The sequence below is a fragment of the Streptomyces sp. NPDC051180 genome, assembly GCF_040689545.1.
GTDB lineage: Bacteria > Actinomycetota > Actinomycetes > Streptomycetales > Streptomycetaceae > Streptomyces.
The window spans coordinates 50,115-70,373 of the sequence record NZ_JBFBBC010000022.1 but is presented as its reverse complement, the minus strand read 5'-3'; the positions used below and the strand labels follow the sequence as shown (position 1 = coordinate 70,373).

General features: G+C 71.3%; 26 protein-coding genes. 14 read left to right on the top strand and 12 right to left on the bottom strand.

Going from position 1 to position 20,259, the window contains the following annotated elements:
• Positions 1 to 322: 322 nt before the first annotated feature.
• The 3 genes from AB0424_RS28800 to AB0424_RS28790 all read right to left on the bottom strand — a co-directional run bounded on the left by AB0424_RS28800 (position 323) and on the right by AB0424_RS28790 (position 1,888).
• Complete coding sequence (locus tag AB0424_RS28800) at positions 323 to 538, bottom strand: hypothetical protein (protein WP_366309503.1); 216 nt, start codon at positions 536 to 538, stop codon at positions 323 to 325.
• Positions 539 to 905: 367 nt separating this feature from the next.
• Positions 906 to 1,088: a hypothetical protein gene (locus AB0424_RS28795; protein ID WP_366309502.1), complete on the bottom strand. Its 183-nt coding sequence runs from the start codon at positions 1,086 to 1,088 to the stop codon at positions 906 to 908.
• Positions 1,085 to 1,888, bottom strand: coding sequence for a sigma factor-like helix-turn-helix DNA-binding protein (locus tag AB0424_RS28790; protein ID WP_366309501.1), 804 nt, complete (start codon positions 1,886 to 1,888; stop codon positions 1,085 to 1,087). The genes AB0424_RS28795 and AB0424_RS28790 overlap by 4 nt, the downstream gene beginning before the upstream one ends.
• A gap of 194 nt (positions 1,889 to 2,082) precedes the next feature.
• On the opposite strand from AB0424_RS28790, the gene AB0424_RS28785 reads away from it, so the two are divergent.
• On the top strand, positions 2,083 to 3,138 hold the full coding sequence (locus tag AB0424_RS28785; RefSeq protein WP_366309500.1) for an integrase: 1,056 nt from the start codon (positions 2,083 to 2,085) through the stop codon (positions 3,136 to 3,138).
• A gap of 128 nt (positions 3,139 to 3,266) precedes the next feature.
• On the opposite strand, the gene AB0424_RS28780 is transcribed toward AB0424_RS28785, so the two are convergent.
• On the bottom strand, positions 3,267 to 3,542 hold the full coding sequence (locus tag AB0424_RS28780) for a hypothetical protein (protein WP_366309499.1): 276 nt from the start codon (positions 3,540 to 3,542) through the stop codon (positions 3,267 to 3,269).
• Here AB0424_RS28780 and AB0424_RS28775 point away from each other — a divergent pair.
• Both AB0424_RS28775 and AB0424_RS28770 read left to right on the top strand, forming a co-directional pair.
• Positions 3,541 to 3,789, top strand: a complete 249-nt coding sequence (locus AB0424_RS28775) for a hypothetical protein (protein ID WP_366309498.1) — start codon at positions 3,541 to 3,543, stop codon at positions 3,787 to 3,789. The genes AB0424_RS28780 and AB0424_RS28775 overlap by 2 nt on opposite strands.
• A 187-nt stretch (positions 3,790 to 3,976) precedes the next feature.
• A complete protein-coding gene (locus AB0424_RS28770) occupies positions 3,977 to 4,900 on the top strand; it encodes a hypothetical protein (RefSeq protein WP_366309497.1) in 924 nt (307 codons plus the stop codon).
• A gap of 74 nt (positions 4,901 to 4,974) precedes the next feature.
• On the opposite strand, the gene AB0424_RS28765 is transcribed toward AB0424_RS28770, so the two are convergent.
• The 5 genes from AB0424_RS28765 to AB0424_RS28745 all read right to left on the bottom strand — a co-directional run bounded on the left by AB0424_RS28765 (position 4,975) and on the right by AB0424_RS28745 (position 9,393).
• Positions 4,975 to 6,723, bottom strand: a complete 1,749-nt coding sequence (locus AB0424_RS28765; protein ID WP_366309496.1) for a phosphotransferase — start codon at positions 6,721 to 6,723, stop codon at positions 4,975 to 4,977.
• Positions 6,723 to 8,177 (bottom strand): MBL fold metallo-hydrolase, encoded by a 1,455-nt coding sequence (locus AB0424_RS28760; protein ID WP_366309495.1) that lies wholly within the window; start codon positions 8,175 to 8,177, stop codon positions 6,723 to 6,725. Before AB0424_RS28760 ends, AB0424_RS28765 begins: the two co-directional genes overlap by 1 nt.
• 88 nt (positions 8,178 to 8,265) lie before the next feature.
• The gene (locus AB0424_RS28755) at positions 8,266 to 8,415 is read right to left on the bottom strand and encodes a hypothetical protein (protein ID WP_366309494.1); all 150 of its coding nucleotides are present in this window, start codon (positions 8,413 to 8,415) and stop codon (positions 8,266 to 8,268) included.
• 157 nt (positions 8,416 to 8,572) lie between these two features.
• Complete coding sequence (locus tag AB0424_RS28750) at positions 8,573 to 8,998, bottom strand: restriction endonuclease (protein WP_366309493.1); 426 nt, start codon at positions 8,996 to 8,998, stop codon at positions 8,573 to 8,575.
• The gene (locus tag AB0424_RS28745; protein ID WP_366309492.1) at positions 8,995 to 9,393 is read right to left on the bottom strand and encodes a hypothetical protein; all 399 of its coding nucleotides are present in this window, start codon (positions 9,391 to 9,393) and stop codon (positions 8,995 to 8,997) included. Before AB0424_RS28745 ends, AB0424_RS28750 begins: the two co-directional genes overlap by 4 nt.
• 160 nt (positions 9,394 to 9,553) lie before the next feature.
• Between AB0424_RS28745 and AB0424_RS28740 the strand changes: the two genes are divergently transcribed.
• The gene (locus tag AB0424_RS28740; protein WP_366309491.1) at positions 9,554 to 10,825 is read left to right on the top strand and encodes an XRE family transcriptional regulator; all 1,272 of its coding nucleotides are present in this window, start codon (positions 9,554 to 9,556) and stop codon (positions 10,823 to 10,825) included.
• On the top strand, positions 10,822 to 11,349 hold the full coding sequence (locus tag AB0424_RS28735; protein WP_366309490.1) for a GNAT family N-acetyltransferase: 528 nt from the start codon (positions 10,822 to 10,824) through the stop codon (positions 11,347 to 11,349). Before AB0424_RS28740 ends, AB0424_RS28735 begins: the two co-directional genes overlap by 4 nt.
• Before the next feature lie 550 nt (positions 11,350 to 11,899).
• Here AB0424_RS28735 and AB0424_RS28730 read toward each other — a convergent pair.
• The 3 genes from AB0424_RS28730 to AB0424_RS28720 form a co-directional block, all read right to left on the bottom strand.
• Entirely contained in the window at positions 11,900 to 13,084 is a 1,185-nt protein-coding gene (locus AB0424_RS28730) for an RICIN domain-containing protein (protein WP_366309489.1), read from the bottom strand.
• Between the two features lie 229 nt (positions 13,085 to 13,313).
• Entirely contained in the window at positions 13,314 to 13,673 is a 360-nt protein-coding gene (locus tag AB0424_RS28725; RefSeq protein WP_366309488.1) for an SH3 domain-containing protein, read from the bottom strand.
• A gap of 99 nt (positions 13,674 to 13,772) precedes the next feature.
• Positions 13,773 to 14,018: a hypothetical protein gene (locus AB0424_RS28720; protein WP_366309487.1), complete on the bottom strand. Its 246-nt coding sequence runs from the start codon at positions 14,016 to 14,018 to the stop codon at positions 13,773 to 13,775.
• Between the two features lie 314 nt (positions 14,019 to 14,332).
• Here AB0424_RS28720 and AB0424_RS28715 point away from each other — a divergent pair, with 314 nt between their 5' ends.
• From AB0424_RS28715 to AB0424_RS28675, 9 genes are all read left to right on the top strand, one after another.
• Positions 14,333 to 14,536: a hypothetical protein gene (locus AB0424_RS28715; protein ID WP_366309486.1), complete on the top strand. Its 204-nt coding sequence runs from the start codon at positions 14,333 to 14,335 to the stop codon at positions 14,534 to 14,536.
• Positions 14,537 to 14,552: 16 nt separating this feature from the next.
• The gene (locus AB0424_RS28710; RefSeq protein ID WP_366309485.1) at positions 14,553 to 14,756 is read left to right on the top strand and encodes a hypothetical protein; all 204 of its coding nucleotides are present in this window, start codon (positions 14,553 to 14,555) and stop codon (positions 14,754 to 14,756) included.
• A gap of 48 nt (positions 14,757 to 14,804) precedes the next feature.
• Entirely contained in the window at positions 14,805 to 15,203 is a 399-nt protein-coding gene (locus AB0424_RS28705) for an SSI family serine proteinase inhibitor (protein WP_366309484.1), read from the top strand.
• Positions 15,204 to 15,429: 226 nt separating this feature from the next.
• A complete protein-coding gene (locus AB0424_RS28700) occupies positions 15,430 to 15,939 on the top strand; it encodes a hypothetical protein (RefSeq protein WP_366309483.1) in 510 nt (169 codons plus the stop codon).
• A 582-nt stretch (positions 15,940 to 16,521) separates the two neighbouring features.
• Complete coding sequence (locus AB0424_RS28695) at positions 16,522 to 16,788, top strand: hypothetical protein (RefSeq protein WP_366309482.1); 267 nt, start codon at positions 16,522 to 16,524, stop codon at positions 16,786 to 16,788.
• A gap of 67 nt (positions 16,789 to 16,855) precedes the next feature.
• Positions 16,856 to 17,299, top strand: coding sequence for a hypothetical protein (locus AB0424_RS28690; protein ID WP_366309481.1), 444 nt, complete (start codon positions 16,856 to 16,858; stop codon positions 17,297 to 17,299).
• Between the two features lie 86 nt (positions 17,300 to 17,385).
• Positions 17,386 to 17,862 (top strand): DUF6573 family protein, encoded by a 477-nt coding sequence (locus tag AB0424_RS28685; protein WP_366309480.1) that lies wholly within the window; start codon positions 17,386 to 17,388, stop codon positions 17,860 to 17,862.
• A 115-nt stretch (positions 17,863 to 17,977) separates the two neighbouring features.
• Complete coding sequence (locus AB0424_RS28680; protein WP_366309479.1) at positions 17,978 to 19,585, top strand: ParB N-terminal domain-containing protein; 1,608 nt, start codon at positions 17,978 to 17,980, stop codon at positions 19,583 to 19,585.
• 318 nt (positions 19,586 to 19,903) lie between these two features.
• Positions 19,904 to 20,236, top strand: a complete 333-nt coding sequence (locus tag AB0424_RS28675) for a hypothetical protein (RefSeq protein WP_366309478.1) — start codon at positions 19,904 to 19,906, stop codon at positions 20,234 to 20,236.
• The last annotated feature ends 23 nt before the right edge of the window (positions 20,237 to 20,259 follow it).

Sequence of the window (20,259 nt, the reverse complement as noted above, 5' to 3'; positions counted from 1 at the left end):
GAGCACCGCCGCGGCCGACACCAGTACCGGTGTCGGCCCCATCCGCTTCTCCGTCAGAGAACAGCGGGCTAAGGGACGATGGCAAGCGCGGCCTTGCGGTGGCGAGCATCCCCGTCCCCGGACATGATGCAGCCGGCCCCTGGTTGGCTTCCGCAGGGTGCCGAGTCCTCCCCCGGTCGTAGGCGTCACCTGGCAGAACGCGCACCCTTTCACCGAGGTTTACGGGGGCGGGAGGGACTGCCTTCTGTTCGGGGTGTCGCGAGAAACCGTTCGACCGAGAGGACTGGCTCCACAAGGTCCAGCGACCTGGTGGAGCCGTTGCTCATCCGGCCGGAACGAGGTAGGCCAGGACCTTCATCCCGAGCGTCGCCGCGGAGATGAGCATGGTGACCCCACCTGCGATGGTCAGGGCGAGGCTGAAGCCAAGCCCGACCAGGACGAAGCTGACGACCAGCGTGCCGATGATGGCGAGCAGGAAGACGATGATGGTGCCGAGGATCCGGCCGGACGGCGGGGTCGTGCTCGAAGACGTACTCATGGGCCCCTCCCGAGGGACAGAGGGGTGCCGGACCTGGGCCTGTGAAGGCAGCTCGCAGTCCGACACCGCCAGGACAGGTGTCGAAAACGAGCTACTGCCGGCACAGAAGCTCGAAGCGGCTGCCCTGTTGTACGTCGTCGCTCCGCAGGAACATCTGCGGCTGCCGACCAACCATCCCAGGTGGCGAAGCCGTTACCTCATCCACGCAGGGGCCGGAGAGGAACGCCATCAAGCATACGGGAAGGGGCCGACAAGCTCCGAGCGGATTTCGGGGCACGAGAGGGCCCCGTCCAGGTGCAGCGAGACGAGGAGAACCGGACGAGCGCCGAGGTGATCCGGCACCCCGGCGCCGTACGGATTCCACCGGTCAGCGAGGCGGGGGCGACCCACTTCCGCTTCCGCCGGAGCCCATCAGCAGGTAAATGAGCGTCACCACCGTGGCGGCGACGATCAGGGCCACCCCCACGTCCGGGTGCTTGTAGGCGATGTAGCCGATGACGACGCCAGCCAGGAGGAGGACGAGGACGCGGAGGTCGAGGGGACCGTTCACCGGGTCACCGCCGAGCTGACCGACGGGACCACGATGAGGTCGGCCGCGGCGAGGTTGTGCGCGCGGCGCCGGACCCGGTGCAGCCGGCGCTCGACAGACTTCCGCGTCGTGCCGAGCTGCTCGGCGATCTCCTCCTGCGTGCCGCCGGCGGTGAGCATCGCCTCACAGACCGCGCGCTCCTCCATCGAGGCCGCCGCCAGGATCGTGGACAGCGTCTCCTGCAGCACCGTCTGGTTCTCCGGGCCGGGCACCGGGCCCCTCTCCCACGGGTCCCCATCCACGATCATGCCGCCGTAGGCCGGGAAGGCGTCGGGCCCGAGGATCTCGCGCATCCGCCGCCGGTGCTCGGAGGCCCACTCCCGGTAGGCGTCCCGGAACTTCCACAGTGCGAAGTGGAGGAAGTAGGTGTTCAGGCCACGCCCGCCGTCCGGCGTCCAGGTGAGCAGCTGCTGGGACATGAACTCGGGCAGGGCCCGGCGCATGCAGTCGATCGCGATGTCCTGCCGGACGTCGTCGCGCCGCATCAGCTCCTCGATCTCGGTGTACGGCGCCTTGAAGTACACCCGGCGCTCCCGGCACCGCTCGACGATCTCGCCCTCGCGCATCCACTTGCGCAGCACGCGCCACCCGTACCGGAACAGCCGGTCCTGGAGCATCTCGAAGTGGGGGCCGGCGAACCGGTGGAGCTGGAGCAGGGCGAACAGCTCGGCATCCTCAGCCCGCTGCGCGGCGTACCGGGGGTCCTGCTCCGGGTCTATCTCAGTCGTGCCGCGCGCCGCCGCAGGCGTCGAGGTCGTCATGGACACACTCCATCTCGTACTAGGAAGGCGTTACGTCTTCCCCTATGCGAAAAAGCGTGAGTCTTCCCCCCTCAATTCACGAAGGAATATTTCGGCGGCCAATTGGCCGGCCCGGCGAGGCTTGTGGATCCCGGATAAGCTCCCCATGTCCGGGATCCAGAACCTGGCATGACAGGCATTCAGGAGATGACGTGATGAACCGTGATCTGTCGGTCAGTTCCAGCAGCATCCCGCCGACGGCCGCGGTCCCGGCCCGGCCGGAGCAGTTCGACGAGCAGACCCGTGCCGCGCTCGACCACATCGACCGCCAGGCCCTCCGCGTCGTCGCCGACGGCCGGCCGGAACGCACCCGCACCGGCTACGCCCAGGACTGGGCGAGCTGGACGACGTTCTGCACCGAGAGCGGCGTGCCCCTGCTCGCGGTGACCCCCGGCACCCTGACCGCGTACGTCGAGTGGCTGTGGACCCAGCCCGGCTGGAAGGCCGGCACCCACCTCGCGCCCTCCACCATCGACCGCCGGATCTCCGGCACCGTCGTCTCCGCCCGCGACGAGCACGGCGTGAAGCTGGAACAGGGCGTGGCCCGCCTCGCCCGCAACCGGCTCAAGCAGCTGGTGAAGGAGATGGAGAAGGCTGGCGAGAAGCGCGGCCGCGGCCAGGCCGCCCCGCTGCTCGTCGACCACCTCGTGGCGATCAGCGCCGCCTGCCCCGACAACCTCATGGGCATCCGCGACCGCGCCTTGGTCCTCATGCACTTCGCCGTCGCCGGCCGCGAACACGAACTCGCCGCCAACCGCGTCCGCGACTACGCCGACGCCCCCGGCGGCATCCAGGCCGACCTCCGCGTCTCCAAGGTCCGCCCGCGCGTGGTCCCGGTCCCGTACGGCTCCCGCCCCTCCATCTGCCCCGTCCGCGCATGGACCGAGTGGAAGGAGGCAGCCGAACTCGCCGATGCCGACGGCCCTGCGTGGCGACGCCTCCACTCCCGCTGGCACACCGTCATGGAGGGAGGTCTCAGCCCCGAGGGCATCGGAGATGTCATCACCCGGGCCGGCGCCCGCGCCGGGATCGAGGTCCGCTTCACCGGCCACAGCCCCCGCCGCGGCCTCGCCACGTCCTCCCGCCTGAAGGGTCACGACCAGATCGTCATCGCCAAGCAAGGCGGATGGGCCCCGCACTCCAAGGTGCTCGCTGGCTACCTCGAAGTCGTCGACCAGTGGGAGGACAACGCGTTGTTGGGGGTGCTGTAGGAGGTCGTCGGACTGCTACCCACCTGCCGTCAGACATTCGGCGGACGGAAGGTAGCCCTCTGCGCCCGACCCTGTACCGACGCGAGGGCACTGTGTAACCCTCCGAATGGTGCTCTTGGGCCAGCGGGTTATTCCCAGTAAACGAAGCGGAGGGGGCCGACCTGACCGGGACCAAAGAGGTACTCCCGGTCGCCGTTGCCGATGACTACCACCATCGGCTCGTTCCTGTGCTCAACCAGAAACGAGCTCATCAGCCGCTTCAGCTCTGGAAGGGCTGCCTCTTCGACCGGAGCGAAGTCCAGGGCGGGGGCCTCCTCCGGGAAACCACCAGGTCTCAGGCTATACAACTCAAACCACGTGTTCTCGACCCAGAGCTGAGCAACGAAATGCGGTGAGGAGGCCATGGCGACATCGTGGCACCGACTTGCTGAACATCATCGCCGGACACACAGGGGCGGTCCGCTTCACCGGCCACAGCCTCCGCCGCGGCTCGCCACCTCCTCCCGGCTGCGCTTCGTCTCCGCCCGGCTCGCCAACGGGTCCCAGAAGCTCGGCCAGCTCGACATCGCGGAGCCCACGGTCACCGAGCACACCGACCTCTACCGCCTGCTCGAAACCCTGATCACCCACCTGCACGGGAGCCAGAAGTGACTCAAAACGCCACGATGCATTACGCCGGACCCCGCGAACTCGCCAAGGACGTCATCGACCGCTGACCGTCCAGACACGCCAAGGGCGCCCGCAACCATTCGAGCTGGCTGCGGGCGCCCACGCACAAGGGTACGGCCCCCTCTCCGTACAGAACTATCGGCACCACCCCCAGTGCCACGATGGAGCCATGAGCATGGGAGACCGCCACACCGTCTCGGGTCGCACCTACCGGCGGACCCGCCCGCGCGGGTTCGCCGATTGGTCCCCGAAACCCGACACTCTGCGCCTGGTCGACCAGGTGCGCGCCGTCCTTGAGGAGTACCGGGAGCACCTGCCGATGACCGCCCGGCAGGTGTTTTACCGACTGGTCGGCGCCTTTGAGTACCCCAAGGAAGAGAAGGCTTACGACCGGCTGCAGGAGACCCTGAACCGGGCCCGCCGGGCACAGCTGATCCCGATGAACTCGATCCGCGACGATCGCGCGTCCTCTGCCGGCCACTCCTTCGGGTACGACAGCCCGGCCGAGTTTTGGGACTCCGTCCGCGCCTCTGCCCACTACTACGCCCGGCCTCTGACCGAGGGCCAGCCGCGGGCCGTCGAGGTATGGATCGAGGCCCAGGGCATGATGCCGATGGTCGCCGAGGTCACTCAGCAGTACGGCGTAGTCGTCTACTGCTCCGGCGGGTTCGAGTCGGTCTGCGCCAAGCACGACGCCGCCGCCCGCATCGCCTACCGCGATGTGCCCACCACGGTGCTCAGCGTCGGCGACTACGACCCCAGCGGCCTCAGCATCCTGGACGCCGCCGCCGAGGACGTCGCGGCCTTCGCCGAGCAGCTCGGCGGCACCCCGCCCGTCGTGAAACGGGTCGCCGTCACCGAGCAGCAGATCACGCAGTACGGGCTGCAGACCGCACCGCAGAAGCGCACCGACCGCCGCGGCGACCACATGGCCCAGACCGTCCAGGCCGAGGCCCTCAGCCCCACCCAGCTGACAGACATTGTTCGCGCTGCGGTCGAGGAAGCCGTCGACCTGCGAGCACTCGCGAAGGTGCGGCAGCGTTCCGAGCGCGAGCGGCAGAAGATCCAGGCCAAAGCCGACCGGCTTCGCTAAGCCGGTCAAGGACTCAGGGAAGACGAAGGGGGGCGCCCAAATAAGGGCGCCCCCCTCCAAGTTGGGCAGGCAGACTACGCCGCCGCTCCGGGCAGTCGATGATCCGGGGTCGGTGTGGTTGCCGTGACGATCAGGGTTTCCAGGGCCGTGTCCGCCCAGGGGCGGTCTGCGGTGATGTCCCGTCGGCGGCCGGCAGCGATGTCGGCGTAAAGGTCGGCGTGGGCCCCTGCGGGGTCGCCGCGGTAGTCGGTGATGCGTACGCCGGTCCATGCCCAGTAGAGGGAGGCGCCGAGCGCGTAGACCTCGGCTGCGGGGGTGAGGGGGACGTCGACGTCGTCGCCAGTGGCGAGGAGTCGGGCGGCGATTTCGGGGGCGATGACGTGGATGAGGCCGCCCCTGTACGGCGCCGTCGACGAGGGGAGGTCGGGGTGGCGGGCGCGGTCGTAGTCGATGAAGACGGGGCCGGTCTCGGTGAGGATCACGTTCTCGGCCTGGACGTCGCCGTGGATCCAACCGGCCGCGTGGAGTTCGGCGAGGGCGGCGAACGCGGCGGTGGCGGCCTCGCGCATGGTGGTGCGCTCGGCTTCGGTTGCCTGGCCGTCGCGCGCGGGGGCGAACGCCTCCCACAGCGAGGGGCCATCGAGCCGAGGCAGGGCGAGCCACCGGCCGGAGTCGCCGGAGCCGTGCCGGGCGCCGGGGTGTCGGCCCTGGCGGTGGAGGAGGCCGTAGGCAGCGGTTTCGTGGGCGAGGTCGCCGCGGGCTCCGGGGACGGCGGTTTTGACGATCAGGTTCCCGGCTTGCCAGACGTCGGAGCCCTTGCGGCCGGTCAGATGTTTGGGCGGGCCGTCGACCCCGAGGGCGTCGAGGGCGTCGGCGACGAGCGCGGAGGCGGGGGCCGGGGGCTCCATGGCGGTGTCCTTCGGGGTGCGTCGGGAGGGAACGGGGTCGGCGAGGCCGTCGAGGGTATCCAGCCCAGTGGCCCGCGCGAATGCGGTGAGCGCGGCCCGTAGCCCGCGTCCGGTCCAGGTGATGCCGTGCCGGGCGGCCGCCACCCTGTAACACGCCAGGATCTCGCGCCCCGGCGTCTCGTGGCCGGCTTGCCGAAGGACGGCGGGCAGGGTGACGAGGTCGATCAGGCCGGTGATGTCCGGGCGCAGGGTCTCGATGTCGACGAGGACCAGGCCACCGCCGCCACGGCGGCGACGAGCGTGTTCCGGCTTGAGGTCGAGGTGGCCGGCGGGGATCACGTCACCACCGTGGGCGCTACGGGCGAGCGCAAGGACATCGCCCCAGGCGGACGGTTCGGGCAGCCACGCGGGGGGCGGGGAGGCGGTGAGGCGTTCGAGCCGGAAGGCGTCGAAGACGGCCGCGAGTTCGGGGGCGAGGGCCGCTGGCGCGGCGTGGACGGCGGCGACAGCGGCGACGAGGTCGGCCGGGGCCGACGGGTCGGCCCAGTCGACGGGGTGGGGGATGTGCTCGATGAGCAGGGAACGCGAGCCGTCGTGGACGCCGAGGAGCCCGGGCAGGGCCGGGCTGTGCCCGACGAGTGCGTACGCGACCGCTTCGGCGTTGTACGCGGCCAGGTCGGCGTGGACCTTGAGGACGGCGCTCGGCGGGGTGCCGACGGTGGCGACGGTGGCGGTCGCGCGGGCCGCGAGCACGCGGACCGGCCCACCGGGCGCGTGAGCGCCGTGGTGGGCCAGTGCCTCGCCAAGGAGGTCCGCGACGGCGGCCGGGTCGGTCGGCAGCGGGTCGGTGAGCCAGCCGTCCGGGCGGATCCGGGTCAGGCCGCGCAGCGCCTCGGCGGCCGTCGCGGACCGCATCAGGCGATGCGCCGGGCGGCGAGGTGCCCGAGCGCGTACGCGTAGGAGCGGGCGGCGAGCTCGGGCCGCTGGTGTTCTCCGTAGACGGCGAACAGGGCGTAGACGAGGGAGTCGAGGGGGCGGCCGATGTTCCAGAACTGGGCGGTGGTGCCGGCGACGTCCCAGACCTGCACGTGTCCGCGCAGGATGCCGATCAGGTCCTGGAGCGGCAGCACCATGCCGAACGGGTAGACGCCCATGGCCTCGTCCAGGGCGAGCGGGCCGACCGGGTCGAACGCGGTGCTGGAGGCGTTCCACGCGTAGTGCAGAGTGCGGCCGCCCGGGCCGCCGGTGAGACCGAGGTAGATCCGGTGCGGGCCGAGCGGGCCGGGCAGGTACTCGTGGACGCTGACGGAGAGCTGCGCGGCGGTGGTGGGCACGAGCTCCCGGGCGAGGCGGGGCAACTCCTCGGCGAGCTCGGCGAGCGCCGCCGTCATGTCGTCGAGGGGCGGGGCGATCGGGATGAGCGGCGGAGCGAACGGGTCGGTGAGGTAGGCGGCGTGCGCGGCGAGCTGCGCGGCCTCGAAGTCGGTGTCGATGGTGACCCACCTGACCCGGTCGGATGTCACGGGCCCGTCGGCGGGGACGGTGAGCCGGTCCCCGGGGCGAGGTCCGTGGACCGTGAACAGGTCCTGCGAGGCGTTCGCCGTGGCGGCCATCGCCGGGTGATCGGCGTACAGGTAGGGGCCGTGCGGGGAGTTCGCGGGCAGGAACCCGTTCCCGCACAGCGCCACGTCGGTCAGACCGTCGAGGGGCTGGAGGTAGTCGAGAAGCAGGTCGGTCATGACGCGCAGCCCCGACTTTCGGGACCGGTCGTCCCCGGCGCCGGGCAGCAGGTTGCCCGAGTCCGCTTGCGGCGGGCGGATCTGGGAGTTGTTCGAGACGACCGCCATGCGCGGCATGGGCAGCCGGCCCGTCTGGACCTCCTGCACGTAGACGTCGGAGAGGTCCGCGTCCACGCCGATGACCACGGCCGGGCCGTCGCCGACCCGGCAGACGGGCTGTACGACGCGCTTCTCCCAGAAGAGGGTCCTGGCCCCGGCGGGGAACAGCTGCATCGTCAGGTCGCCGTACCGGATGGTGCCGGTGTGGTCGATCCGGCGGACGGTGAAGCCGAGCGACTCGATCGCGTCGGAGACCGCCGCCGGCAGCAGCGGACCGGTGAACACCGTCAGGCCGCGGTCGAGCCGGTCGAGCGTCGGGAGGTGGAAGTGGTCGAGGTGTTCGTGGGTCAGCACGAGCGCGTCGAGCGGCGGCATCACGGTGATGTCGACGTCGCGAGGCGGCCAGATGCGGAATTCGAGCGCGGGCGACAGCCCGAACCCGGGCCCGAGTACGGGATCGACCAGGATGCGGTGGCCGTCACCCTCCACGAGCCAGGTCTGATGGCCGAGGAACGTCAAACGCAGCGTCACGGGGTGTCCTTCCAGTCGGTGAGGTGCGGGAACGCGAAAGGGGAGGTGGCGCCGCGTGGGGCGGCGCCACCTCCCCTCCGGTGGCAGGTCAGTGGTGGTAGGAGACCGGCGCGGCGGTCAGCTCGCCGCTGCCGACCAGCGCGGCGACCCGCGCCTGGACCTTCCTGACGTCGGCCGGGTTCGGCTTGCGCACGGCGCTCTTGCTCTCCTGGGTGGTGGTCACCTTGGTCTTGGGCATTCCTGCCTCCTTCGTGAGGGGGTGGTGCGGCCGGCCGGCCGCGACCCGCTCGCCGTCCCCAAACGGCCAACGGGAGTTGGAGGGGGGCCCGCCCCCGACAGGCGGGCCCCGTGCTGCGCGTTCGCCCCGTACGGCCGGGGGCGAGCGGGCAGCCGTCTCAGGGCCCCGATACGGGGACGAGTGTCACAGCGAGAGTGCGGTCGAGCGCGACGTGCAGGGCTTCCACGAGCCGGGCCCGGGACTGGGCCACCCGCAGAGCCTGCCGCGTGGAGACCGGCGCGACGCTCAGTCGCCTGACGGCTTCCCGGGCCGTGATCTGCGCCAGGGTGCGGGCGGCCACGGTGGATGCCTGTCCGTCTCGCGGCAGCGCCGCCGCCTTTCGCTGGACCTCGCGGACGAGGAGGTGGGCATAGCCGGTCAGCTGGAGGGCGGCCTGCACGATGTCGCCCTGCGGCGGGCTGCTGTCCTCGCCCCGCCGCCAGCCCAGCACCGCCCTGGCCAGCTGCTCGTTGAGCTCGCGGTCGAGCGGGATGTCGCTGTCCCAGCACCCGCTGGGGTCGTAGACGATGCTGCCGTACGTCACCAGCTCGCCCCCGTCAGAACGGCGTCGAGCATCGGCTCGACAGAGGCGACGGACACCCCATGCCGGTGCAGGAAGCGCTGCTCGGCCAGCCATACCTCCAAGGTGAACCCGATGTGCACGTGCGCCGGAACCACGACCACGTTGATCCGGCCCTGCTCGGTCAGGCCGCGGAGACGGTCCCAGCCCGGCCGGGACTGCGGCGCCTGCGTCAACAAACAGTCGTCCTCGACCGTGCCGCCTTCCACGATCGTCCAACCGTGGCCGGCAGCTACGGCGGCCGCGGCCGCGAGCATCCCCCGCACGACGTCGGGGTCGGGGTCGCACGCGTACAGGGCGGCCGTCGTGGCGGCGGCGCGGCGCGTGAGACCGGTCGGGTTGAGAGGGATGTCAGGCACGGATTCGCCTCCCGAAGGCGTTGTCGGCGTCTCACTCCAGACAACCGCGCCGGGGCCGGAAAGGTGCATATCGAAGTCGCGTTCTCTGCCCGCAAGTTGCCTATCGAATTGACCATTCCTTGACCCTCGCGGCGGTGCCGCTCACCTCTACCGTGGAGGGATGGCCCACGTACGGAATGAGGCGTTCATCGCCTGGATGGCCAAGAACGGCTGGACGGCCCTCGAACTCGCCACGGCCCTGAACACGGTCATCCGCGACGTCACACAGAAGACCTCGACGCACGGCGCGCTGACCGAGGGCACGGTGCGTAAGTGGAGGGCGGGCGAGACAACGTGGCCGCAGTCGAAGGCCCGGATGGCTCTGGAGCAGGTCAGCGGACGCTCGGCGGCCGACTTAGGGTTCACTCCGCCCGACCGCCGCAAGAGCCGTGCCGCCCCGGAGGACCCGTTGCTCCGCCGTACCTTCATCACCGCCGCGTCCGCCGCCGGCGCCGTCGTCCTCTCCGGCGCCGCCCCGTCCGTCGGCAGCGGCGACGTCCTGCGCCTGCGGCAGCAACTCGACACCGTCAACGCCCTCGACGACCAGCGCGGCGGCCACGACCGAGTAGAGAAAGCCGCGCTCGCCGGCGCCCAGGAGGCCGTCGCACTCCAGGAACGGGCCGCCACCCAGCGCACCCGGCAGAAGCTGTTCGCCCTCGCCGCCGACTTCACCGCCACCGCCGCCTGGTCCTGCGTGGACGCCCGCGAGCGCGCCCGCGCCCGTCAGTACCTGGACCGCGCCCTCTACCTCGCCGGCCTCGCCCAGGACCCGTCCCTCACCCTGCGCGTGTGGAACTCCATGTCGATGCTCGCCCACCAACAGGGCGACCACGCCGAGGCCCTCGCCGCTGGCCAGGCCGCAAAAGCAACCTCCATCACCCGGCGCGATCCGCTGTACGCGAGCCTCGCCCACGCCCGTACCGCCATCGCCCACGCACACCTGAACGAGGGCAGCAGCGCCCTGCGCGCGCTCGGCCTGGCCGCCGCCTCGCTCGACAAGGCGGACCTGGACGCACCCCGGCCGAGCTGGATCGCCTTTTACGGGGCGGCCGAGCTGTTCGCGCTCACCGCGATCGTCCGCGACCGGCTCGGCAACGCGGCCGACGCCGAGGCAGCCTCCTTCCAGGCCCTGGCCGTGCTCCCGGACACCTTCCGCCGCAACCGGGCCCTCGCCACCGTTCGGCTGTCGCTCGCCCAGCTCCACCAGGGCGACATCGAGCAGGCCACGGTCACCACCGCGAAGGTCTTCGACGAGATGCGCGGCGCTCCGCTGCCCGGCCGCATGCGCTCGCTGCTCGGAGAGTTCCACCGCGACCTGATCACCCTCGCCCCCGGCTCAGCCATCGCGCTGGACTGGGCCGACCGCTACCGCACCGAATGGAGCCGCCCGTGACCCCCGCCTACACCCTCCGCCGCTACGGACACACCGAGGCGGCGGAGATCCGGCAGATACTCATCGACGTCCACACCGACGCCTTCGCCACCGAGACCGACGAGTTCCACGACCCGGAGCGGTTCGCCTGGTTCGTCGATCACTGGAGCGGCCTGCCCGGGTTCGACTGCGTCATCGCCTACGACGGCGAGGAGCCCGCCGGCTACGCCTACGGCGCCCCGGCCGTGCACGAGCGGGAGTGGTGGCGCGAGTACCTCTCCCCCGCCCCCGCCGCCAACGAGACGTTCAACCTGTCGGAGCTGATGGTCCGCCCGAAGTGGCGCGCCACCGGCCTGTCGGAACAACTGCACACCGAGCTCGTCGGACAGCGTCCCGAGCCGCTGGCCGCCCTCCTCGTCGATGTCACCCATCCCCGCGTCCAGGCCCTCTACGAGTCCTGGGGCTACGAGAAGGTCGGCGAACGGCAGCCCTTCGCCGACTCCCCGCTGTACGCCGTGATGCTCCGCGGCCTCACCGAGACGTAGCCGACTCCACGGGCGGAGACGACACAGCAGTGCCCCGGACCGACGTCCGGGGCACTGCTGTGCTGGGCGCGCGGCTCACCGCGTCTTCCGGGGCCGCCTCCGGAACGGCACCACGACGCCGTCGCTGTCGATGTCGACGGGCGGGTGCATGGGCGGGGTGTCGTCCGGCTGCGGAGCAACGAACGGGTACACCGTTCGGGGCCGCGCATGGCGGGCGGGCCGTGGAGGAGGAACCGGCGGGAGGCAGTCCGGTTTCCACGGGTTCCCGCACTGCCCGCACGTGCACTCCCGCATCACGAAGGGGGCGGGCGGTTTCCGGTGTCGCCCCGAGCCCTGATACTCCAGATCCATGCCCTGCTCAACGAGCCCCGCGGAGGTGGGGCACTACGGGATCGGCCCCGCCGGAGGAACGTCCGACGAGGCCCGAATCGAGGAATCGCCGCCATCTTCATCTGGTCAGTGAGGTGACCCCGAAGAAACGGCCTAGGTGGGCGCACGAGCATCGCCGCAGCGAGGATCGCCGTGCGCCCACTGTCGCGTGCTGGGGTTGTTACATGGTGGCGCGGGCGATGATGTTGCCGGTCTGGACGGTGGTGTCCTGGCCGGGGTTCTGGCTGCCGTCCGCCGCGCAGGGACGGATGACGACCGGGTCCCCTTCGTTGAAGGCGGTGCCGAAGTCCAGGCACATGGGCTGCGCCGTGGTGAGAGTGTCGGCGACCTTGATCTGGCCGTTCTGAATGCGGAAGTGCTGGTTGGGGTTGACCCCCGGCGCGCGGCACGTCCAGATGTGGGCCTGCTGGCCGGTCTCGCGGCTGCGCACGTCCACGCACTTCGGGTCTGCGGTGGCAAGGGTGCTCTGGACCTTGATCTGGCCGTCCTCAACGACCAGGCGCTGGCTGTCGCGGTTCGCGCACCCGCGGATCGTCACGAGGTCGCGGTCGGCCGGGGTGGCGCTGCCGACGTCGACGCACATCCTGCGGCGCGGCAGAGGCACAGCCAGGGTGCGGGTGAACCTCGCATCGAGGTTCCAGCCGTCGCCGCCGGCGCCGCAGGCGGGCGCGGTGTCCTGGTTGTCGGACACGTTCGTGCCGGTGTTGAAGCGGGTGTCGGCGGTGTTGGGCTGGAGGTTGGTGTAGTTGATGCCGGTACCGGGGGCGGTGGGCTTGAGGTAGTGGCACTGGTGCAGGTTGAGGAACTTGCCCGCGCCCAGGTCGAAGGCGCTGACAGAGGAGCTGGCACCGTCGAAGCTGAAGCCGCCGATGTTGCCGGGCCCGCAGGACGGCTCGGTGTCCATGGTGTCGGAGACGTTCGTGGCGGCCCTGACGGCCGCGCTGGACACATCCGGCAGCACACTGGTGATGGCCTCGCCGGCGGCGTTGCGGTAGACGCACTGGTGCAGGTTCAGGTACCGCCCGGCCTTCAGGTCCAACGCCTTGAAGCCGCTGCTGCCGGCATCGAGCCGCCAGCCGTTCCCGCCCGCACCGCAGGACAACGCCGTATCGGCGTCCGCCGAGGCGTTGGTGCCCGCGCTGATTGCCGGGAGCTGAGTGAACGGCATGAAGTTGTTGAAATGCCGGGCGGGGGACCCCGTGTACGCGCACTGGTGGAGGTTCAGGTAGCCAGGGTCGCCCGCTGCTGCGAGAGCGGTCGGAGCGCCGTGCGATGCGCCGGCGGCGGGGGTGGCTGCGAGGGGCAAGGCGAGTGCTGCGACGGCGAGGACTGTGAGGAGCTTCATGGGTCTCCAGGGAGGTCAGTGACGTGGGCGGCTCTGCTGACCGCCAGCGCCAGCGATCATGACCGGGTGGGTCACGGCCCGGAGAATGCAGAACCGATTGATCAACTCGGACGGGTCACGACCTTGATGCGACCGGCCCACTCCACTCGCCGTCACACGTCAAACCGCGCCATGACAGCGGCCCCACAGTTCCTCCCGCCTGGCATCTCCTTGATCCGAAAGAAAGGCCCTAGTCGAGCTGCATGCAAACCGAGGGCTTGAGGTACCGCTCGGCGACCCATCCGATGGTCCCGGCCCGGATGCCGGAGCGCGACCGCTCCGAGAGCGTCACCCGGTACCAGCCGCCGGACTTCCGGTCGACGTCGACCAGGTCCCCGCGGGTCAGGTGCCCGAGCGAGGCGTGACGGGTCCCCGCACCCGACCGCAGGTTCACGTTCGAGCCCGCCACGTCGTACCCGCAGGAGTTGAGCTCCGCCACGGCCCGGACGGGGGCCGTAGTCGAGGGCGTCGCCGGAGTGGTGGCGAGAGCGGGAGCGGCGCCCGCCAGGAGCGCGGCCACGGCCGCGCCCGAGATCATCAGTCGGTGCATGGACGGACCAACGCCCCGCCCGGGGCCCGGCGTCACGGCCTCATGACCTCGACCACCCCGACGAGGGACGGGCCCGGCAGCGACCCGGGCCCGCTGTGGTCACGGCGAAGGCGTTGCCGAGGCCGACGGCATGCCCCGGCCGGGCCGCGCGACCTCCCCGCCGCTGTCCACCAGACTCGTGCCGAAGAAGAGCATGAGCACGCCGGCGACGGCGACGCCCACCGTGACGGCCCCAACGACGTCGCCCTGTCCGCTCACGCGCTCCGTCCGCTTGAAGATCATGTACGCGGCCAGGATGCCCAGGAACAGCAGGAAGACGTGGACGGGGTTGATTACCAGGGTCACCGAGACTCCGTGGTTCGGGGAGCCGTACGGCTCCTTGTCAACAGGGGGAGCCCTCCGGACGCAGACGAAACCGGCCCCTGAACTGGGGCAACGGCGGACGTCTTGTATTCCGAGTGGTGACTCAGGTCACATGGGGAGGGCTTTTTTTTGAGTGGGCGGGCGCTCAGCCCCAACTGCCCTGCCGACCGCTGCGTGAACTGGTACCGCGCCCGATAGGCGCGCCCGATGCTCGGCTTAGCCCCAGTCTACCGGGGGATGCCGCCGCGGATCGAACGGCTGAACAGCGCTTCACTGAGCGCCGGGTGACGAGTTGTTTGCCCCGCTCCTCACCGTCCTGGACTCAGCGGCTCCCCGCCGCCCTCGCCTGCGACGCCGCCGCGTACCTCACGGCCGCCGCCCCCGGCCCGCCGACCACCGCCGCCGGGGACACTTACACCACGACCACCGTCGACCTTGTGGTCGAGGTCCTGGAGGGCACGACCCGACACCAGGTCGTCACCGCCACCCGCGTCCGCTGACCAGGAGCCCCACGCCATGCCGTACATCGTCGCGATCAGGTACGTCCCCGGCGGCCCCCGCGTCACCGGTGAGTGGGACGACGAGCCGACCGCCGACCGGAAGTTCCGCGCGTGGGTAGGGCTTTACGGTGTCCCCGGCCCGACCGTGATCACGCTGGTCGAGCAGACTCCCGACGGTCGCGAACGCCTCATCAAGCAGTGGCCCGAGCCGCCGGCGTGACCCAATCGAGCGAGGTGACCGGGCACCCGCCCCCGCGTTGATCCGATCATGAACAAGATCGTCACCGCCCTCACCGCCGTACTCTTCGCCGCCACGCTCGCCCCGGCCGCGGTCGCCGCCGCCCCCTCGGCTGACGACACCCGCCTCCAGCTCACCGCCGCCCGCACCGAGGGCGAGACCGAGGTGATCGGGTATGTCTGGCTCGACTGCCCCGCCAGCGGCCGCCCCGCCCACCCCCACCGCGAAGCGGCCTGCCACGCCCTCGACGCCGTCAACGGCGACTTCGACCGCCTGAACGCCGAGCCCAACGCCACCTGCACCGCCGAGCACGCACCCGTCACCCTGACGGCGAGCGGCACCTACAAGGGCCGCACCGTCGACTGGACCAAGACCTACGACAACAACTGCGAGGCGACGCGTATCACCGGGGCGGTGTTCTACTTCTGACGGGCATTCCGACCCGTACAAGGGCATGACGCCCATACCCTGAGCTGCGAGGCGGCCCCGAGCCGACTGGTCCTCAGCTCCCCGCGCCGCCTCGCACCGTGCCCCCGAACCACCCCCCCGGTTCGGGGGCACGACCATGCCCACCGTGGAGCGCCGGTCACTCGTCACGGTGGACCCGCGCCGCGCCACCACCCCACCCCCCTTCACCTGCGGAAGCGTGGCGCCCATGAAACGCCGTACCACCGTCCTCGTCCTGGCCGCCGCCCTCACCACCGGCTGCGTAGCCGTCCCCCACACCCCCGCGCCGCCACCCGCAGCCCAGCCCGCCCCACTTGCCCCCGCCAACGACCGGCCGCCGGCCCCGCTCCCCGATCCGGACCCCACCCAGGCCCCCGCACGGGAGGAGCTCGGCGCCGTCGAGACCACGCCGCCCGCGCCCGGCCGCCCGGCCGCGAAGCCCCCAGCCGCGGCTGCCCTCCCCGTCGAACCGCCGGCCGCACGGCCCGCCGTACGTCCCCACGGCCGCCCCGTCGCCGCGAAGCCCGCGCCCAAGAAGACCCCGAAGGCGAAGACGAAGACGCCGGCGAAGAAGCGGAAGCAGGCCGCGACCCCGCGTCGCCAGCAGCAGCCGGCCCCCGGCCAGACCCCCCAGATGCGCCAGCTCTGCCGCGAAGCCCAGCGCATCGGTGCCCCCATGGGCGCCGCCGACCTCTGCCGCTCCACCTACGGGCGGTAGTTCTCAAGGACGGCCTCCCTCGCCCGCGGCGCCGTGGGCGAGGCGGCATCCGTCCGTAATCCTCCGTAGCCCGCGCCGTTGCCGACAGCGAGCCGGCCGGGCTGAGAAACACGGCAGCAGCAGGAGGCAGAGGGGCCGCCGGGGCCCGGAACGGCACCCGCCCCCCGCTCACGGGGCCCAGACCGTACCCCCGCCGTCGCACCCCCAGACCGTAAGGCGACCGCACCGCCGCCCGGGGCTGAGCGGGAGCAGCAGCTACCGCGATGTGGCCGAGGCCGAATAGCTGATCCCAGCGCTGCGGACCGCCCCTGGCCGAGCGTCCGGCCACCCCGCCCACCGGGCCGAGGCACAGACCCCCGCGTGACCGGAGGCCCCGTCACAGCCCCCGCTCAGGGCACCCCGACCCCCTCGAACACACCCCGAACAACCCGAGCCGAATTCACTCCCAGGAACAAGAAAAACCGCAGGTCAAAGGCCGTTTCTGGCTCGTGACGTGACGGGAAATTGGTAGAGTTGTCTTTGTCGGAAGAGGTTGGCCCCGAATCCGACGCGAACCACGTACGACCCACGAAGGAGCCGGAAATGCAGCTCACCGAGACCCTGATGATCTCCGCGCTTGAGGCCGAGGCCGAGTACCAGACCCTTCGGGGCGACCTGCTCAGCGCCAAGGCCAAGCGGGACACCGTCCTGTACGCCGCGTGGCGCCAGGTGCCCGACGCCCAGGCCGTCGCCCGCCAGCTCCCGAGGACCGTCACCGTCTCCACCATCCGCGCCGCCGTTCTGCGCGTCGCGCCCCCGGCCGACTTCGAGCAGCTCGTCCTGCTGCCCGAGTTCGCCGACCAGAGCTGATCCCACCGCCCCGGCCGGACCGCCCGGCCGGGGCCCCGACTCCCCCACCACCAGAACGGAGACCACCGTGAACCTCCCCTTCGACCTCCTGACCCTGTCCGTCGGCATGGCCCTCGGAGCCGTCGGCGCGCTGCTCGCCACCGCCGCCGACCGGCACCTGTCCAACATCCAGCACCACCGCGCCGCCGAGCCCGACGCCCAGCAGGGCAACGCCTGCCCCCTGCCGGACGAGGCCGAGCAGCTGCACGACTTCACCGTCGTTTTCGAGTGGAGCACCGACGAGCTGGGCCACCTTGACCCGTTCTGCGTGCACCTGACGGCCCCGGACGCGCTCGCCGCCCTGTACGACGCGTACGCCGACGCCGCCGAGCAGTACCGCACCACCATCCCCGCCCTGATGACCGCCGACGGCCACGCCGCGCGCCAGGACGTGGCGATGGAGATCCTCAGCCACATCCACACCTTCCCCGGCACCCAGGTGCCCGTGGACTTCTCCCACATCTACGCCTGACCCCGCCGGAGCGGGCGGCGGTAGGCCCCGCCGCCCGCCCCGGGACCACCCCGAACCACACCCGACTCGCAAGGAGAGCAGCAGACATGACCGACGACCAGAACCGCGCCGACGCCCTGAACTGGATCCCCGGCACCGACGAGGACTCGCCCGAGACCCTTGCCGACCTCCCGATCCTCCACGTCTACACCCGCGCCCACGCGCTCGCGGACGGCTTCCTGATCGCCGTCCCCGAGGCCATCGCCAAGGAGGCCGGATTCCGGGCCCCCATCGCCCTCACGGCCGCCGCATGGGCCGACTGTGTCGCCTGGAGCGACGAGGACGACGAGAAGCAGCCGGGCGCCTTGCAGGACGAGACCGGTCGACTGTGGGACGTGCTCCAGATGACGAAGTACGCCATCAAGCGCGCCCCGGAGCCCTCGACCATCGTCACCGTCGTGCTGCACCGCGTCCCGCGTGACGGCCGCTCCGACATCGCCCGTGAGACCCGGCTGACCCTCAGGTCCGGCCCCGGAGACCAGGGCGAGTTGGTACTCACGGTCATGCTCCCCGACGAGGACTGACCCCCGTCCGGTCCGGGGGCGGCGGTAGGCCCCGCCGCCCCCGGACCCTCCACAGCCGAATGGGTGAGACCCGGCCGGCTGCGACCCACGCCGATAGTCATACGAAGGGCTCGACATGACGACCACCGTGAAGAAGACCGCCAAGAAGGCCGCCGCGAAGAAGGCCGCCGCCCCCGCCACGCCGACGACCGCCCCCGCCGACACGGTCCCCCAGCAGTCCGCCGAGCCGGTCCGGCACGACGTCGGCCGCCTGGAGTACCTCGACCCGCACGCGCTCATCGTCGACCCGTTCAACCACCGCCGTACGGGCCGGAAGAACGACTCCACCGCCCCCGACCCGAAGCTGATCGCCTCCGTCCGTGAGCGGGGAGTGCGGGTGCCCCTGCTCGTCCGCCCGCAGGCCGACGGCGCGATGGGCATCGTCTGGGGCCAGCGCCGCCGCGCCGCCGCTCTGCTCGTCGCCCAGGAGGAGCAGGCCGCCGGACGCCCCTACGCCTACGTGCCGTGTCTCGTCCGCGAGGATCTCGCCGGAGCCGACGACGAGGCCCTGATCGAGTCCATGATCGAGAACGACCAGAGGGCCGCCGCCGACATGCGCGACGACCTCGACGCGCTGGAGCAGCTCGCCCTGATGGACATGAGCGACGCCAGGCGCGCCAAGGCCGCCCGGACCCTCGGCTACAAGCCCGCCGAGATCAAGGCCGCCAACCGGGCCGCCAAGCTCTCCGACGCGGTACTGGGGTTCGCACTGGGCGAGGAATTCGACCTCCTCCAGACCGCCGAGTTCGCCGAGGTCGAGGACGTGCCCGGAGCGTTCGACCACCTCTTGGAGGCCAAGGAGAAGGACGACGCCGAGGGCAAGGGCGGACGCGGGCACTGGGCCCACGCCCTGGAGGAGATGCGCGAGGAACAGCGCCGACGCGCCCGTACGACCGAGGTCGAGGCCGAACTCGCCGCCGCCAGGATCAAGGTCATCCCCTTCCGCACCAGCTACGCCCACACCACCGGCCGACTCCTGGAGGATCTGCGCACCGCGCTGGACAACCCGATCAGCGCCGAGCGCCACCAGGCCGACTGTGCCGGACACGCCGCCGCCATCGACCCGGACACCGTCGAGCCGGTCTACCTCTGCACGGACTGGGCCAAGCACGGCCACACCCTGCCCGGTGGCGCGACGGCCGCCAGGACCGACACCGAGGGCGAGGCCAAGCAGAAGGAGGCCGAGCGCGAGGCCCGCCGCCGCACGATCGCCCACAACAAGGCGTGGCGCACGGCCCGCCCGGTCCGCCAGGAGTTCATCACGGCACTGTGCGCCCGGAAGGAGATCTCCGAGCCGCTCCGGGTGTTCGTCCTGTCGATGATCACCGGCACCGGCTACGCGTACTCCCGGTACGTCAGCAAGAAGGACACGGCCCTGATGGCCCAGTTCCTCGGCACCGCCGACCCCAACGCCGACCAGCCCGGATGGAAGCGGGTTGCCGACCCGTTCGGCGCCGTGATCGCCAAGTGCGGCAAGGCCCGGTGGTGGCGCCCCCTGCTCGCCCAGGTCTGCGCCGCGATGGAGAGCGAGGTCATGTACGACGGCGCATGGAGGACGCCGACGCAAGAGGTGTCCGGGTGGCTCGCCCTGCTCGCCGCCGAGGGCTACACCCTCTCCGAGATCGAGCACGGCATGGCTCCGGCGAAGCCCGAGACGCCCACCGACGAGGCCGACCAGGAGTAGGACCCTCCCTCGGAGGGGCGGCCCGCGCCGCCCCTCCCCGGGCAGCAGAACGGCGGCCGTCCGCATCAAGTACGGAACCCCCGAAGGGGCTTTGGCCCGGCCGCCGGTCTTCGAACCACGCCGACCCGCGCAGAGCGGACCAGCCGTGAAGACCCCAGGGTAGCGGCTTCACCCGCCCGAGTGGAAACCCGCCGCGACACGCCGGGACAGGGCCCCGAACCCCCCTCGATGTGTCCCAGATTTGGTATGTTCTCTGTGTCGGAACCGGTTGGCCCCGGACCGGCGCGAACCACGCGAGACCAGCAAGGAGCACCACCGATGAACCACATGACGGGCACGATCTCCACGGTCAACGCCCCCGCCTGCCTCACCTGCTACGCCGAGACGTCCCAGATCGGCGCGTGCCGCGCCGAGACGCTCGACGCCCGCCGCGACGCCGCCCACGCGCTCTACGCCGCCCTGCTGGACGAGGCCGCCGAGTACTGCACCAGCGCGCTGGACGACATCGCCCACGACCTGATCGCCGTTCAGGAGCCCCGCGACGGACTCGCGGCCCTGGAGTCCCACCCGGTCTACAGCCAGATGCGCACCCTGTCCGCGACCGCCCAGGCCCTGCGCCTGCTGGCCCCCGCGACCTTCCCCAGCGCGTGAGCGACCAGCCCGAGACGGAGACC